General features: G+C 34.5%; 14 protein-coding genes. 7 read left to right on the top strand and 7 right to left on the bottom strand.

Translation table 11 applies throughout. The features are described from left to right. Positions 1 to 194: 194 nt before the first annotated feature. The 6 genes from pelA (at position 195) to AABD74_RS18175 (ending at position 7,180) form a co-directional block, all read left to right on the top strand. On the top strand, positions 195 to 2,204 hold the full coding sequence (pelA, locus tag AABD74_RS18200; protein ID WP_406843832.1) for a pectate lyase: 2,010 nt from the start codon (positions 195 to 197) through the stop codon (positions 2,202 to 2,204). A 126-nt stretch (positions 2,205 to 2,330) separates the two neighbouring features. Further along, positions 2,331 to 3,680 (top strand): glycoside hydrolase family 28 protein, encoded by a 1,350-nt coding sequence (locus AABD74_RS18195; protein WP_406843831.1) that lies wholly within the window; start codon positions 2,331 to 2,333, stop codon positions 3,678 to 3,680. 342 nt (positions 3,681 to 4,022) lie between these two features. After that, entirely contained in the window at positions 4,023 to 4,766 is a 744-nt protein-coding gene (locus tag AABD74_RS18190) for a rhamnogalacturonan acetylesterase (protein ID WP_406843830.1), read from the top strand. Between the two features lie 377 nt (positions 4,767 to 5,143). Continuing rightward, positions 5,144 to 5,893 carry a hypothetical protein gene (locus AABD74_RS18185; protein ID WP_406843829.1) on the top strand — a complete coding sequence of 250 codons (750 nt, stop codon included), beginning with the start codon at positions 5,144 to 5,146 and terminating at the stop codon, positions 5,891 to 5,893. 2 nt (positions 5,894 to 5,895) lie between these two features. Next, the gene (locus AABD74_RS18180; RefSeq protein WP_232682631.1) at positions 5,896 to 6,300 is read left to right on the top strand and encodes a hypothetical protein; all 405 of its coding nucleotides are present in this window, start codon (positions 5,896 to 5,898) and stop codon (positions 6,298 to 6,300) included. Positions 6,301 to 7,003: 703 nt separating this feature from the next. Continuing rightward, positions 7,004 to 7,180, top strand: a complete 177-nt coding sequence (locus AABD74_RS18175) for a histone H1 (RefSeq protein WP_012026201.1) — start codon at positions 7,004 to 7,006, stop codon at positions 7,178 to 7,180. A gap of 171 nt (positions 7,181 to 7,351) precedes the next feature. On the opposite strand, the gene AABD74_RS18170 is transcribed toward AABD74_RS18175, so the two are convergent. From AABD74_RS18170 to AABD74_RS18140, 7 genes are all read right to left on the bottom strand, one after another. Further along, entirely contained in the window at positions 7,352 to 8,383 is a 1,032-nt protein-coding gene (locus AABD74_RS18170) for a hypothetical protein (protein ID WP_406843828.1), read from the bottom strand. Between the two features lie 242 nt (positions 8,384 to 8,625). Further along, a complete protein-coding gene (locus AABD74_RS18165; protein ID WP_232682629.1) occupies positions 8,626 to 9,294 on the bottom strand; it encodes a hypothetical protein in 669 nt (222 codons plus the stop codon). 81 nt (positions 9,295 to 9,375) lie between these two features. Then, positions 9,376 to 10,122: a hypothetical protein gene (locus AABD74_RS18160; RefSeq protein WP_406843827.1), complete on the bottom strand. Its 747-nt coding sequence runs from the start codon at positions 10,120 to 10,122 to the stop codon at positions 9,376 to 9,378. Between the two features lie 17 nt (positions 10,123 to 10,139). Further along, complete coding sequence (locus AABD74_RS18155) at positions 10,140 to 10,940, bottom strand: HmuY family protein (protein ID WP_232682627.1); 801 nt, start codon at positions 10,938 to 10,940, stop codon at positions 10,140 to 10,142. 9 nt (positions 10,941 to 10,949) lie between these two features. Next, positions 10,950 to 11,669: an HmuY family protein gene (locus AABD74_RS18150; RefSeq protein ID WP_406843826.1), complete on the bottom strand. Its 720-nt coding sequence runs from the start codon at positions 11,667 to 11,669 to the stop codon at positions 10,950 to 10,952. Positions 11,670 to 11,701: 32 nt separating this feature from the next. Then, on the bottom strand, positions 11,702 to 14,083 hold the full coding sequence (locus AABD74_RS18145) for a TonB-dependent receptor domain-containing protein (protein ID WP_406843825.1): 2,382 nt from the start codon (positions 14,081 to 14,083) through the stop codon (positions 11,702 to 11,704). 708 nt (positions 14,084 to 14,791) lie between these two features. Beyond that, positions 14,792 to 15,832 (bottom strand): GntR family transcriptional regulator, encoded by a 1,041-nt coding sequence (locus tag AABD74_RS18140; protein ID WP_232682624.1) that lies wholly within the window; start codon positions 15,830 to 15,832, stop codon positions 14,792 to 14,794. A gap of 383 nt (positions 15,833 to 16,215) precedes the next feature. Between AABD74_RS18140 and rhaT the strand changes: the two genes are divergently transcribed. Next, complete coding sequence (rhaT, locus tag AABD74_RS18135; protein ID WP_406843824.1) at positions 16,216 to 17,265, top strand: L-rhamnose/proton symporter RhaT; 1,050 nt, start codon at positions 16,216 to 16,218, stop codon at positions 17,263 to 17,265. Positions 17,266 to 17,281 lie beyond the last annotated feature (16 nt).

The raw sequence follows: 17,281 nt of genomic DNA, 5'->3' as shown, positions 1-17,281 counted from the left end.
GACTCAATAAATGAGATATAATAAAAGATTTTTAAAAATTAATATCTCAATACATTTGAATAAAAATTAACAGCTAAAAATAGTGTTTAAATGTTTTTTCTTACAAAAATATCAAATTTAATTTTTTTTGAAACAAAAATTAAGCTTTCTGTTGAAGCGAAAAAAATACAGAGAATATCTTAAATGAAAATAAAATGATTCAGCTAAAAAAAATAGTACTGCTTTTTATTGTTGGTTTTAGTTTTACAGTTAAGGCACAAAATACAAATAAAAACTGGCCGGATATTATTCGTAAAAATGATGCGTCCTGGTTTGGTACAGAAGAAGCAAAAAAAATTGCCGAAAATGTTTTGCTTTATCAAAGGGATATTGGAGGCTGGCCAAAAAACATTCAAATGCAGAATGAGCTGACTCCCTCGCAGAAAAAAGAATTACTTGAAATAAAGAAAACCACAAAAGAAACCACAACAGACAATGGAGCAACCACTCAGGAAATGTTTTTCATGTCTAAAATGTATACTCAGGTTAAAGACGAACGTTATAAAGAATCTTTTTTAAAAGGTCTAAATTATTTATTAGAAGCGCAATATGCAAACGGCGGCTGGCCTCAGTTTTATCCCTTAAAAAAAGGATATTACACACATATAACTTATAATGACGATTCGATGGTGCGCATTTTAAATGTGATGAAAGAAGTTGCTGAAGAAACTGATTTTTACAGCATTAAACCATCAAAAGAAATTATTGTCAAAACTAAAACAGCTTTTGATAAAGGCATTGACTGCATTATTAAAACACAATACAAACAAAACGGAGTTTTAACGGCTTGGTGTGCGCAGCATGACGAAGTTACCTTACTTCCGGCAAAGGCCAGAGCTTATGAACTTCCTTCACTTAGCGGAAAAGAATCGGCTAAAATTGTTTTACTTTTAATGTCAATTCAAAAACCTTCACCAGAAATAATTACCGCTGTAAAAAGTGCTGCTGCATGGTTTGAAAAAACAAAAATCACTAACCTCGAAGAGAAACGTGTTTTAAATGATGCCGGAAAAATTATAGACAAAAAAATGATTCAGGTTCAAAATGCGTCACCAATCTGGGCAAGATTTATGGAGCTCGATAACAACGAACCTTTCTTTAGCGATCGAGACGGAATAAAAAAGAAATCACTAGATGAAATAGGTGCAGAACGCAGAAACGGTTATGCCTGGTATACAGACGAACCAAAAGAAGTTTTGAAAAAATACGCTTCCTGGGCAGTAAAAAATGGCATAAAAGTTTCAGAAATACCATCAGAGAAAAAAAAAACTAACTTTTTAACAGTTGCTCAGGATGGTTCCGGCGACTTTATCAAAATACAAGATGCTATTTATGCAAGCCCGTCTTTTCCATATGAAAAAGTGACCATCTTTATAAAAAACGGAACTTATAAAGAAAAACTTAGAATCCCGGAATGGAACACCAATTTGATTTTATTGGGTGAAAGTAAAGAAAACACGATCATTACTTTTGATGATAATTTTTCGAAGATCAATTTAGGGCGTAACAGCACCTTTTATACTTCAACTCTTTTAGTTGAAGCTGACGATTTTTCGGCATCAAATTTAACCATTAAAAATGTTTCCGGTGATAATGGTCAGGCAATTGCGCTATCAGTTGTGGGAAATCGTGCTAAAATTTCAAACTGTAATATTTTAGGAAATCAGGACACGCTCTATTTATCAGGAAAAAATGCCAGACAATATTTTAAAGACTGCTATATTGAAGGAACAACCGATTTTATTTTTGGAGGTGCAACGGCATTGTTCGAAAACTGCATTATTCACAGCATTAAAAGTTCATATATAACTGCCGCTTCAACTCCCGAAGGAACAGCATACGGCTTTGTTTTTAAGAATTGTAGACTAACGGCAGAACCATCTGCTAATGCCGTTTATTTAGGAAGACCGTGGCGTATTTATGCTAAAACAGTTTATATAAACTGCGAATTAGGAAAACATATAAAACCCGAAGGCTGGGAAAACTGGTCAAAACCAGATGCAGAGAAAAATACTTTTTATGCTGAATACAATAACAGCGGAGAAGGATTTCAGCCGGCAAAAAGAGTATCATGGTCACATCAGCTTACTAAATCAGAAACAGATCAATATTCGATAGAAAATATTCTAAAAGATACTGTACAAGATTGGTACAAAAGTTATTAAGGTACTGAGGTTCTAAGATACTAAGAATTATACAAAGCTTAGAATCTTAGCGTCTTAGAACCTCAGTATCTCAGAAACTCAAAAACTCAGACCCTTAGCACCTTAGCACCTCAGAACCTCAAAAAAATGAAATATCTTATCCTATTATTAATCAGCTTCGGTTCATTTGCTCAAAACGGTGATTTTCCAACAGTAAAAGTCGATTCAATAGTCAATGGAATCCAGCTTCCTGTTTTTCCCGCTTATCAGGTAAACATCTTAAAATTAGGGGCAAAAGGAGATTCTATAACAAACAATAAAGCTGTTTTTGATAAAGCAATGGCATTATGCAAAAAGAATAATGGCGGAACTATTATTGTACCAAAAGGCATCTATAAAATAAACGGGCCAATTCATTTTGTAAGCAATGTAAACCTGAAAATAGAAAAAGGAGCGAAGATCAAATTCAGTGACAATCCGCAGGATTATCTCCCAATGGTTTTAACAAGCTGGGAAGGAACCATGCTTTATAATTACAGCCCGCTTATATATGCTGATAATTGCACAAACATTGCCATAACCGGCGAGGGAACAATTGATGGAGAAGGAGGAAAAGTATGGAAAAGCTTTAAAGCAAAAGAAGGCCCGGGCAAGAATTTAAGCCGTGATATGAACCATAATAATATGCCGCTAAAAGACAGAAAGTTTGGCGAAGGTTATTTTCTGCGTCCGCAGATGATTCAGTTTTTGAATTGCAAAAATATCCTTGTCGAAAATGTGAGAATCGAAAATTCCCCATTTTGGTGTCTGCATCTTTTAAAATCGCAAAGTATTACCGTTCGCGGTATCAGTTATAAATCATTGAATCATAATAACGACGGAATCGATCCTGAATATGCCAAAGATGTTTTAATCGAAAATGTAACCTTTAATAACGGCGATGATAACATTGCCATAAAAGCAGGCAGAGATCATGAAGGAAGAGCTAATACAGCAACGCCGAGTGAAAATATAATAATTAGAAACTGTAAGTTTAAAGGGCTTCATGGCGTAGTTATTGGCAGCGAAATGTCGGCCGGAGTTCAAAATGTTTTTGTAGAGAACTGCAAAACTATTGGATACTTAAAAAGAGGAATTTATTTAAAAACCAATGCAGATCGAGGAGGTTTTATCAAAAATATATTTGTTCGAAATATTCAATTAGATCAGGTTGAAGATTGTATTTATATTACGGCCAATTATCATGGTGAAGGAAAAGGATTTCAATCGGATATATCTTATGTTTCATTCTCAAATATTACTTGCAATAAAGCATCAGAATCCGGAATTGTAATTCAGGGTTTCCCCGATAAAAAAATCAAAAATATATCACTAAAAAATATAGAAATTAAAGAAGCAAAAAATGCCCTTTCAAACGAAAATGCTGAAAATGTCTTGATGACAGATGTTTTTATAGGACAAAAAGCGACAGTGCCAACAGCGGTCTCGAAACATTAGTTTTTTTGAGGTTCAGAGGTGCAAAGGTTTTCTGTAGAGACGCACAGCAGTGCGTCTACGCAAAGAACATCCATAAAAATATGTCCTACTGAGCGATCCCGAGGTTTCGGGAGAAGGACTTTCGTATCACAAAAAGTCTTCGACTACGCTCAGACTGACAACTGTAATTTGAAATAAAATAAAGATACACAATCTTGTCCTCCTGAGCGAAGTCGAAGGAACACAAGCTGCTCGAAAAAAACATAATTTTTGTCAGTCTGAGCGTAGTCGAAGACCCTCGTACCACAAAAAGTCTTTGACTTCGCTCAGACTGACAATAGTAATCAAAAAAATAAAAGAAAAATGAAAAAACACATCTTAATCTTATTACTAATTTCCTCGGTTTGTTTCGCACAAAAAACGACCTTATATACTATAGGCGACTCAACAATGGCCAATAAAAAAGACCCTGAAAGAAATCCGGAGCATGGATGGGCGCAGGTATTACAGCTATTTTTTAAAGATAATATAGTGGTGGTAAATAAAGCTGTAAATGGACGAAGTACAAAAAGCTTCATCAGCGAAAAACGCTGGGATTCGATTTATAAAAAACTTAAAAAAGGAGATTATGTCTTTATTGAGTTCGGACATAATGATGAAAAAATAGAAGATTCTACCCGTTATACAAATCCACATACAGCATATAGATATAATTTAATTCGTTTTGTAAAAGAAAGCAGGGAAAAAGGAGCAATACCAGTTCTGTTAACTTCAATTGCCAGACGCAGCTTTAATGAAAAAGGAGTATTAGTCCCTACCCACGGCGATTACCCTTTAGAAACCCGTTTAACTGCTCAGGAATATAAAGTTCCTTTTATCGATTTAGAATATTATACCGAAATATTAGAGCAATCCTACGGTCCGGAAAAATCAAAACAACTGCACCTGCATTTCAAAGCAGGAGAAAATGACTATTATGATAAAGATAAGGCAGATGATACGCATCTTTCTTTATTAGGAGCTAAAATAATTGCCCAAATAGTAGTGAATCAAATTAAAATTTCAGAGGATAAATCTTTAGAAAACCTCAAAAAAGGAATTAGATAGTGCAATCAGCATTTATAAAAAAGCATACTCTAAATTAAATAAATGCTTACTCATTAAACGTAATTATGTAGTAAAATAGTGTCAAGAGATAAAATGTAAGTTTTATCTCTTTTTTTGTATTTTTATAAATCAATTTGTTGTCTATTAAGTATTTAGTCAGTTTTTGTCTAACGCCATCATTAGTATTTGTCCTTTGTAATATAGGAATTTTACTATATAAACCACCCTCTATTTTCATATATACCTTAATCTATAAGTTTAAAAACTTTTACGGGCAAAAATAAATTGATTTTCAGAAGAACTTTGCACCTTCAAATCTAGATGTTTGAATTTTAAAGACTTAAGAAAATAATTAAACACATAATAATTAAAAGGTTATGAAAAATAGATTACTCCCTTTATTTGTTGTTTTGGCTACCTTTTCTGCCCGTTCTCAGGTTGGTATTGGAACTAAGACGCCAAATTCATCAGCTCAGTTAGAGATTACGACCGTAGATCTTCCTGAAGCGGATAGATATGGTAAAAGTACCAAAGGTATATTGATACCTCGAGTTAGCTTAACAAGTACACTTATTTATGCACCAATTGTAGGTGATAAAGCAGAAAGTTTGTTGGTTTTCAATACTAAAACAGCTGGAGATGTTACACCAGGTTACTATTTCTGGCTTAATAACAAGTGGAATAGATTAGCAGTTTCTGGTGAAGCAGGTTCAGGTACGGGTAAAGATGGAAAAGTTGGACTTAAGGAAGGTACTGTACCTCCTGGGGTAAAAGGTACTTCAACTTATCCTGGTGATGATATTAATATTTATACTGATACTGTATCGGGTATTGTTTATGTTCAAACATCAACTGGAACATGGACACCAATTAATGGTAAAAGTGGAAAAGACGGTATCAGTGGAGGAAATGGAGCGCCAGGGAAAGATGGTGTGACTATCCCGACTGATTCAACTTTTTATATTGATAATTCAACAGGTACAGTTTATATTCTTACTCCTGGTACTGATCCTGCAGATCCAAAAAACTGGGTTCCAATTAATGGTAAAGATGGTATTGATGGTAAAAGCGGTATCAATGGAGGAAACGGGGCTCCTGGAACCGAGATAATCAGGGCGTTTTTTTAAAAATGTTTAAAAGAAAATTTAAAGAAGAGTTTGAATTTTCTGAAGATTCCTTCTTGTTAGAAAACGGAAGTAAACCAAAAGATTTTGAACGTTCGATATTTGTAGTATATAATAAAACTGAATTAATAGATTTTTTAAAACTAGAGAAGAAAGGAACCAATGTAATGATTTGTTTTTTTGATAAACATCTGCACAATAGTTTACTTTACTTTAATGAGATTAAAAATCTAAAACTCCTGGATGCATCAAAATCAAGAACAGAGCTGCTAAAAGATTTAAAATCGTATTTTAAAGATACTTCAGATTTTATCTCAAAAATCCCGGAAATTAAATTTTCGAATCCGGCGGTTTATCAATCTCAGTTTGACAGTTTTCAAAAAGCTTTATTTTTTATATCTGAGTCTTAAATATTTCCAAAAAAACTTTTCATATCTTAACTGAACCAAAACAAGGAAGTGCTGGATGCAAAAATGTTTTAGTGCTTTAAATTTAGGGCAGAATTATAATTGATTTCATTTAAGCTTAAATGCCTGGTTGGTTTAAAATAAAAAGAATGAAAAGCACAATCAAGCTTTACACATCAACAGTATTCTTTGTGCTGATTTTTGTGTCGTGCCAGATGCAGCAAAAACTTTAAAAATCTGCCTGTTCCAGCAACTATTTGACGAATTAGGAAAAACAGCTTTCAGCAGAAATTAAGATTAATATAGAATGAGTTCGATATTAATCTTCTTTTAAAAACAAATAATAACAAAATCTTAATAATTGACCTTTATTTTGTAGTTCTGTATATGAATAAACAATCAATTGGGGAATTTTTCCACACATTCTCAATAGAAAAATATTTTTTTAAGCTAAAATCTTATACTTTAAAATTGTTTTATTTTTTTTGCAGACCTTTTTTAAAACATGCCCATTTGAGTCCTGAAATTTTATTTTGACAATAATTATCTGATTAATAGTTTATTGCGAAAAGATGATTTAGCAAAATGTGATTCGTAAATTTTAGGTTAATTTAAAGTACAAAAAACAATGATAATTTTAACAGCAAATATGTTGTAACTACAAATCAAACTTCTATTTTTGCGCCTTAATTTAATAATTATAAGCATGAAAGATCTATTAGTAAAAATCAACGCCGAAATTGAAACATTCAAAGCAGAAGCTGAATCTTTAACTGAAAAAGGTATCAAAGCTGCAGGACCAAGAGCACGTAAAGCTACTTTAGAAATTGAAAAACTTTTAAAAGAGTTCAGAAAAGTTTCTATCGAAGAATCAAAAAAATAATACAGCTAAACCTCGCCGGCCGGCGAGGTTTTTTTATGCTTTGTCCTGTCCTGAAAAAAGTTGGCTTTAATTAAGTTACTATGTCAAGAGAAAGGAAAGAATTTAAAAAAAAACCTTCAGCCAAAACTGCAGCTGAAGGTTAAAAAAAAATATCCGCTTAATGAGTAAAGTTTATTTTACGGTCACGGCATAAGTTAAGTTTGAGGTACCTCCGTTGTTTCTTATAAATCTCATTCTTTCATATAATCCGGCAGGAATTCCGGCAGGAACTTTTAATACAGCTCTGTATGGGGTCAGGCTTACAATTTCTAATGGATAAACCGCTGCGGTATTACTGCTGCTGTAAATAGATACAGAAGTTAGAATATTCATCATTGCCCCTCTTACTTCAAATGTTTCTCCGGCTTGTTTTTCAACAGGAAAACCATATCTTACAGTAGTAAAGAAATCCGGTTCTGTGATCTCAATTTTAAATCTGTTTTCAACACTTGCATTCTGCAGTACATAAGTTCCGTTTTTTACACGCAGGTCATACAATCCAAGAGGCATATTTTCAGGAAGAAAATAATAGATTCCATATTCAAGAAATGGAGAAACAGTCTCTCCGCTTCCTAAATAAACTATTTCTGCAGTATACTCCGTCTGGTCAGCAGCAGATACAAAATAAACCCTTGTGTTTTCGAGGCTCATCCATAAATCATTTATAGTATTTGTAGTTCCGCTGCCACGGTTAATAATACTCTGCAGCAAACCTTTGGTCAATGTTTCTCCGCCAGTTGTAGTCCAGGTTCTAGGCTCTTTTTGCCTAAAATCTATTTCCAGTGTATACTTTTTTGTAGTTCCGGCTTTTGAAGTAACAGTAAATTCAGTACCATTTGCAAAAGGAACATCAGTTCCTGATGCAGGACTGATTACAGCTTCTGTACCAAGTACTATTTCTGGTTTTATAGTCTGCGGAAGTTTCATGTAGCTGCTCCATGTAATTATGATATTTTCATCAGTAATGGCAGCGCTTATAGAGTTGTTTTCAGTATCTTTTATAGTAAATGATTCAATTTGGGTATATCCCGGAACTTTTATTACATCGCCCGGAATGGTATTTATTTTATCATTATATTCGGTTTCACATGAAAATAGGAATACAGATAAAAAAAGTATCACGGTCTTATATAAAAAGATGCCGGGATTGTTTCTCTTAGTCATGATTGTAATTTTATTTAATTCTTAAATGATTTTATTTTCTTAATTTTGCGACTTATTGAATAAGTCTGCTTTTTATTTTTTAAAATGCCTGTACATTCAATGCCTGCGGTAATTTATAAAGCCGTTTGATAGTCATGGGGGAATGATATGATACGGGTGTTATGCAGAGATCGCCGGCCAGCTTTTACTGCAATTATCTTTGACCATTTCGTGATCCCATGTTTTTTTTACGCCGTTATTAATTAGAGTACCTGAGTCCAGTTATAGTTTATTGTACTGCTTGTACCACTTGGAGTAACGCTTGTTACTTTTACCAGGTAAGCTTCTGTCGCTGATGCAGGACTAGTAATCGATTGCGAATTTGTACCAGAGGTTGTTTTCCAGATTACGATAGCTTTTGCAGGAGTCATAATATGTGTTGTGATATTGTATGAGTAATATCCTAACCCGTAGTTTGTTCCTGAAATAGTCCCGTCATAACCCAATACATTGTACGGATCTGATGGCGCAGTACCAAGGTTGGCTAATGCATTTTTAACAGCAATACTACTGTTCCAGTCGTCCCAGTCAGCACATGTCTGGCTTAAACTTACTGTACCAACATACCATCTCGCTGTGTTGTTTACAGGACGTATTGAGGCTCCATAGATACCTTCCCACTGTACGTTAACACCTCCAATTGTTGCAGCTACAGGAGTCCAGTTTGCATCAACAGAAGATGGGGCCTGCCATCTGTTTACTGTTACTGATGTAGCAGTAACTGTACAAAGGTCAAGCGCCGCTTTTCCGGTTTTATTCGATAATTCTTGTTCCTGTGTCTGCGCTTGTGAATCGGCAGTTTGATCGTCAGAACTGCAAGATGTAAATGAAATAGCAGCCAATGCTACAATAGATAAAATTATTTTTTTCATAATTATTTATATTTAATAGATTAATTGGCTTTTTTCATTACCCTGGCAGTGAAGACAGGCATTTTTTATTTTAATAGATTTTTAGTTCGTTATCCTGAATGGAAGTTTCATCGTTACTGATAAGTTATAGCTTTCCATCATAAGCCAGTAATCAGTATCAGGCTCCAGGGTCAGTGGCGAATCAGCAGTTGCTCCAAAAACATACATAGCATAAAAACCTGCTATGTTGAGTCCTTCGTTATATTGTTTCATCTGCCATTTTTTATTGCCCTGTGCATCTACTACAAATACCTTTGTTATTTCATAAGACGGAAGGAAATTTTCTCCCTTTAATGTTATTGAGGTTCCGGCATTAACTGTAAAAACAGATGATGCAGTCGAAAGCTCATCTAAAATAAGTTTTGGCTGCTGTATAACGATTTTTACAGTATATACCGCAGTTGTTCCGTCGGAAGCTTTTGTAGTATAAGTTACAGGTGTTGTATTAAATACCGGAATGAGCTCTTTAGATGCAGGAGAAATAGTAGTATTTGCCGGCAGCGTTATGGCAGTTTCAAGATACTGGTATTCATAATACGAAGGCAGATATACTGTAATTGTCTTTTCCAGATTATTTACAGCACTGTATATAGCTTGGGATTCGCCGGGATTTGTTACCTGAAAAGATATAATTCTTCGGGCATCAAGATCAGTAACGATTTCAGTAACAGGATCTTCTTTTACATCTGTCCATCTGTCTTCTTCACTGGTGCATGATGTCAAAAAAATAGAGAGCATTACAGCAGTAAAAAAAAGCATTTTCTTTAATTTGGCATTTATAATATTCATGTTAATTGAGAGATTGGTTATCTAATTTCAAATTTGGTGCTTCCGGCCGGTACCATTACATAATCGAATGTGTAGTACATATGCGGTGTATCTTTGTACCAGTCTGCCGGACTATAAACATCTTTGTAGACTGATATCATTTTAATTTTAGCGTAACTGCCGTTTGCAGTTTTAAGTATAATTGTTCTTGCAGGAATAACAGTTCCATTAGCAATGGTAAGCGGCTCGCCAAGTGCATACGCTACATGGGCCTTTTGTGCATTACCATTAGAAACAACATCACCGCCAAAATCATACAAATACCAGCCTGTTCCATTGCCAAAAGCTCCGGCATCATCTGTACCAATCAGATCAATACCGGTTTTAAATTCACTGTCTGCCGGAATATCAACCACATCGTTAAAATGTTTAGCTGCAATAGTGATACCGCCTATGCCGCCCGCCAGAGAACCATTATTTTGTGAGTTGCTTCCATTATTGCCCGACAAAAAACTGGCATAAAGTCCTCCAAAAGCTAAATCCCATTTGCGTGTTTTCTTGTAAGATCCGTCAACAGCTTTATTTTCTTCAAGGCTGTAATATAAAGTTGCAGATGGAGCCGTAGGATTTTCATCTGAAGTGCTTCCCTGATAGTTTTTTACATGAATTACTTTGTAATACAAATTCGAATTGGGTATTTCAGTGTCAGGGTTTTCTTCATTTCCTTCTTCAGCGGGTTTACTGTCATCAGATGTGCATGCACTCATTAATGCAGTAATAAGAAAAAGCAGCAGCAGTGTTTGTGGTATTTTCTTGGTTAAGGCTTTAAATTTTCTCATCGGGTTATATTATTTTGTGTTTAAATTTTTGCTTCCATCCGTCTGTACATAATATCTAAATGTAAAATAAGGCGCAGGCCAGTTAAGATCAGTTACTGCAGGCGGATTGCCTTTATAGGCATTTACAAGCTGCAGTTTTGCATATTTACCATTTGGAAGTCTAATAGCATAAGTACGATCAGGAATGGCCTGCATAATATGGCTGCTCAGGCTGTAGTAGAACCAGCCGGCAGAGCTTTCAGAAGATGCCCAGCCAATTTTGGTTATCCCGCTGTTGTCAAAGTCAGTATCGGCAGGGGCCTGGGTTATATTTTTGTATGAATCATTAAGCAGAACGACGGCTGTATTTTCAGCAGGTCCGCCAAACCCCGGATTGTATTGGTAGTTTGCATTGTTTATAAAAACCTCGCTGTTGTAAGGTCCGGTAAAAGCAATATCCCAGTCAGTCGTTTTCATATACTGCAAAGAATCTGCCTTGGTGTGCAGCCAAATCTGTTTCTGGTCGCTGAAACGAAATAGAAATGTATGAAAGCTTCTTTGTTCTTTTCCGTTTGTTCCATCGCCCATAGAAGCTCCGGTATCTCCGGCAAGATCAGTAACGACAGTACTTTTGCCGTCTTCCAGAGTGGCAGCAGTATTTTCTTCACTGCTGCTGCATCCCATAAAATTAATCGCTGCAGTCAGAAGCAGTAAAATGTACCATTTTGTAATAGGTCTGTTTGTTATCATTTGGGAAAATATTTAATGTTAATTAGGTTTTATTAGTCTTTAAAGAAACGATAGCTTACCCCGCCAAGAAGTATACGTCCGGGCTGTCCGGGCATGAGAGGATCTGTGTAGTTAAAAATATTATCAGCCGTAAACCTGATACTGAGATGATTTTTTAAAAGCTGCTTTTCGATACTGGCATTAGTGAGCCAGTAATCCTTCACAAAAATGTCATATTTGTCAATAAATTGGTTTCCATTTCGGTCTCCAAAAGGATATTTGCCTCTAAAATTTACCCTGATATTTGCATTAATTTTCCAGGGATCATAGCGGTAAAAAATAGAACTGTTTGCCATGTGCCGTGAGCGGTTTTCAATTCCCCAATAGTCTGACGGACGCGGTTTGTAAGAGTTTCCTGTTGCAGGATCATGTATATTTTGGCTGTAAGGCCATTTTCCTGCCCTGATGCTGTCTTTTACGCTTAGATCCTGAGCAATTAAATACTGATAACCTGCGCTTATTTCCATATTTTTTAATGGACTGAGTTTAAGAGCAAGTTCAAATCCTTTGTTTACGGCTTCAGGAAGGTTCTGATAAGTATAAATAATCCGGTTATTTGTACCGGTAGCGACCTGTATGCTGTTAATTTGATTTGTTATTTTATGATAAAAAGCATTTCCCTCTATTTTAAAAGCTTTAGAAGGTTCAACAACCAGTCCGGCATTATACGACGTACTTTTTTCGGCCTGCAGTTTTCCGGCTGTCTGATTTAGTACATACTGCCTTATTTCACTTATCTGGCCATCGTCCTGCAATTGCTGCAGGGTAGGAGTGAGCACCGCATTGCCAATAACCAGATAGTTGCTGCTTGAATTGTAAAATACAAGATAATTGGTTTTGAAATCAGGAGCTTTAAAACCGGTACCAATTCCAGCTTTGAAAGTTATTTTAGGCGTTATAAAATACTGCAGCCCAAAACTTGGATTCAGCCTTCCTCCAAAATTATTGGTATAATCGTATCGCAATCCGCCAACGGCTTTTAGTTTTTCAAAAGGAGTCCATTCCCCTTGAATATAAGAGAAAAATGTTTCAAGAGAGTTTACACCTGTCAGCGCATCATCATTCATATTTTCTATACTGCCGCCAAAACCGCCCACAAGCTGGCAGGAATTATTACTGCTGAACGAAAACTGCTGGTCAATACGATGCAGGGTTTGTTTAAAAACATCCTGAGTTACAGCGCTGTTGTTTTGCTGCCATGCCACACTCATATCAGCAGTATAATGAGTAAGGTAGTATCTGGTAATACTTCTTAGACTGCTGTTAAAACGATGGTCAAAGGAAAGAGAGAGATTAAGATCCTGCTCATCCTGATTATCCCCGGATATATGACCAAGGCCAAAATCCTTCTGCATATAAGAGCGGCGAAGTCCGTAACGGCCGCTAAACCCTAAATAACTATTTTGATTTACCTTATAACGTGAACGTCCCTGCAGGCTGTAATTGTCATAAGGCGGAGAAGTCGTACCTTTAATGTATTTTGAATTAGTGTTGTAACCATCGGTTCTGTAGTAGTTTGCTGCGACATTAGCAGTTCCTTTATTCTCCAAAAACGGAGTTTCTCCTTCTAACGTAGCATCTACAATATTCAGGGAACCATAACTTAAAGAAGCCCGCATCTGCGGGTCAATAACACCATGTCTTGTAATGATATTTATCGTGCCTCCAAGAGCTTCGCTTCCGTAAAGGCTCGAAGAAGCTCCTTTAATAATTTCAATACGTTCAACATTAGATACACTGATTCGCGAAAGATCAAAATTGCCGTTATTTCTCCCTATCATAGGCTGCCCGTCTATAAGAACCATAATATATTCGCTGCCAAAACCCTGCATCTGAACTCCGACTGATCTGGCTCCGCCGCTGATATTATTTACGACAGCAATTCCGGTCTGTTCCTTTAGTACTTCGTCCAGTCTGCGGCTTCCCATAAGCTCTATAGTTTTTCTGTCAATAATTATTACCGGCATAGCACTGTATCGGGCATTGACAAGATTTTCAGGATTTTTCTTTTCACTGCGGCTTATTACATTTACTTCATTGAGATCAATACCAGGTTCCATTTCTATCTGTAAAGATTTAGAGGTCTGTTCGTTTAAAATAATCTCCTGTATATAATCTTTATATCCCATATTCGTAACTCTGATCGTGTAAACTCCATTTGATAACCTTGAAAATGAAAAAAAGCCATTATGATCAGATATTGATGTTTTTCCGACAGGCTTCAGCACTATTAACGCTCTTGATAAGGGAATGCCGGAATGATAGATTATTCCGCTTATACTAGCGTTATTTTGCGACTGAGTTAAACTGATAAACAGAAAAATTGCTGCTGTAATAATTTTTTGTAAATGACCGTAGATGCTGTTATTTTTCATTATTGTTTTTATCCAATGTCTTTTTAGATAAGAAATATCTATAAATACTATTCTTATTTAGACTGTGTAAAAATAATAATTAATAATGTAGGAATAGTATTTTTTTTACATTTTTTTTAACAAATAAAAGCGATGATGGCAGTTTACTTAATTCTTAGTTTGAATTAATAGATAATAATTTATTGAAAATTAGCTTATTATAATTTTATTTAAGCTGTGAAAGGTTTTTGGTTTTAAGAATAAATTAACAAAAAATGAAATAAAATTTATTGTATTTATAGACCATTTTTAAGAATTAATTTGGAATTATTGAATCTAATTGTGCTCAAAATTGTCTTAGAAATTAAGTGGTCTTAAGGCATTTTTTACAATTAATCAGGAATATATTTTGATTTAGAGTGATATAATGAAAAATGATGCATTAAAAGTAATGGTATGTGTGAATTGTTTTCTCACAGCAAAAGTTCCAAAAAAATGCAGAAAATGACCAGCTATTTAGTCCAAAGAATGGAATAATGAAAATTACAATGTAGAGTTTTTTATATAGAGAATGGATTCCAGTTCTAAAAGCTGAAACAAATGGGTTTAAAAGGAATTTGATAAGTTTAAAGATCTGTTTAATATATTAGGTGAAATATTGAAATATTTGGAGCCACAAACAAAACATCAATTAAAAAGATAAAATGAATTGGTCAAACTTCAAAACTCCTAAATAGAATTCCTGTCAATAAAATTAAAAGGCACTTTAAACTGCCCTTTTTCTTTATTCAAAATCATTCGGGCAGCAGTTTCTCCCATAATATTAAAATCAGTTGACATAACGGTTATGCCTAATAATTCTTTTAGAGGTGTGTCATTGTATGAGATAACGCCAATATCTTTTCCTAAAACATATTCCTCATCACGAATCTGTTTCATTAAATTCACCAGATCAGATTCTTCAATAGTGATAAATAAGTCACCTTTTTTAAGGATCATATCGTCATAAACTTCACTTAAAATCTCAAAATTGATTTCATGTTCAACACAAAATTTTCTAAAACCGTGCAGTATTCTTCTCGGATAAGGATAAACCGCTTTATCAGGATAAACTAAAATTAGTTTCTTGTATTTGGTAATTTTGGTTAAACCTTCTTTTAGTGCATTGTAAATATCATTTTCAAAATCCTGATAAATTTTAATGATTTCACCCTCATGCGAAAGTTTAATATTATCCATTAAAACCAGTTTTTCTTCCGGAATTCTCTGAATAGCTTTGGCAACTTCATCCGTAAAACTTAAATGTTTTAACTCATCTGTTTTAAAATGTGTAGTAATAACATAATAATCATAAGCCCCCTCAAATTTATCCAGTAAATTTAAAAACAGCGTTTCGTCGCAATGATAAATATGAAGATCAGTATGTGCATTGGCACCAAGAGTATCAATAAATGAGCTGTAAGTTTTCATTTTGTATGCGCTCAGTTTATTAAATAAAAACAAAATATTTACTTTCGACTCCAATTTTGTTCGGGTAATATAATATCCCTTTCCTCTAATCGAAGTAATGATTTTTCTTTCTTTTAAAATATTATATGCTTTTTCAACAGTATCACGCGACATATAAAACTCTTCACTGAAACCGTTTATAGAAGGAATTTTTTGGTTTATTTTTAAATTTCCGTTAGCAATATTCTGCAAAATCGAGTCAACAATTTGTTTGTATTTTGGAACCCTCGAATCTTCGTCTATTTTAATTAATTTAATCATGCTGGTATTTTGCAATCAGTTTCAGGTTAGGGGCTTGAAACAAATTTTTTTAATTATAATTTTATAAAAAGCGATTCTAAAAACGGCTTTACATGTTGATTTTATTACTTTCCTTACAAAAAACAGCAATTAAATAAAAGTGTTCTTTGTTTTCAGGCAGTTATATTACAATGAAGGTATAATAATTACGAAATCGATTGCTAAAGTAGCGTTTTTAAATTTATTTTTCCAATACAATTCGATTGTTCTTTGCAATTAATGAACACTTTTAACAAAAAATACACGAATCATAAAGGATAGTACAGGACAGTTTTCTTTTTGACATTATATTATTTTACAAAACGAAATTAACTATCGCAATTAACCACATACAAAATTATTAAATGGAATCATTATTAGGAATCATTTTTCATTCTATCGGAGGATTTTCTTCGGGTAGTTTTTATATGCCTTTTAAAAAAGTAAAAGATTGGGCCTGGGAAAGTTACTGGCTTGTTGGCGGTTTTTTTTCCTGGTTAATAGTACCCCCAATTGCAGCTTATTTAACGATTCCAAATTTTACTGAAATTATTGCAGCAGCTTCACCAGCCATCAAAACCTTTACTTTTTCGATGGGATTAATTTGGGGAATTGGAGGTTTAACATACGGTCTTGGCGTTCGTTATTTAGGAATGTCGCTGGGAAATTCTATCATTTTAGGATTTTGTTCTGCCTTTGGCGCTTTAGTTCCTTCAATATATTACGATTTATATCCAACAGAAGGTAAAGTTTCATTTACAGAAATGCTGGCAAGTTCTGGCGGGCAATTGGTTTTATTAGGTGTTGTAGTCTGCCTTTTAGGAATTGCAATCTCTGGAAAAGCCGGAATTCTTAAAGAAAAAGATTTCGCCGTTGGACATGAAGATAAAGACAAAGATTTCAGCCTTGTAAAAGGTTTGATTATCGCAGTAATTTCAGGAATTTTAAGTTCTTTTTTTAATTACGGAATCGAAGCCGGAAAACCAATGGCAGAGCAGGCAGTAGAATTTGGCTGTAATCCATTGTTTCAAAATAACGTAACCTATATTGTTTTGCTTTGGGGAGGTTTAACAACTAATTTTATTTGGTGTATCTACCTTAATTTCAAAAACAAAACAATTGGAGATTATACCAATAAATCTACACCAATTACTAAAAACGTTTTGTTTTCTGCACTTGCCGGAACAATGTGGTTTTTGCAGTTTTTCTTTTACGGAATGGGCGAAAGCAAGCTGGGAAATGGCGCCAGTTCATGGATCCTGCATATGGCAGCCATTATTTTAACGGCTAATTTTTGGGGATTTTATTTGAAAGAGTGGAAAGGTGTTTCTAAAAAAACATTCGACACTTTTATTTTAGGAATCGGATTGATAATGCTTTCGATCATTTTAGTCGGAATTGGGAATTCTTTGTAAATACTTGAAAAAATAT

The sequence above is a fragment of the Flavobacterium soyae genome, from assembly GCF_045348165.1.
Taxonomy (GTDB): domain Bacteria; phylum Bacteroidota; class Bacteroidia; order Flavobacteriales; family Flavobacteriaceae; genus Flavobacterium; species Flavobacterium soyae.
Note: the sequence above shows the minus strand (reverse complement) of the source record. Positions and strands in the feature narration are given on the sequence as shown.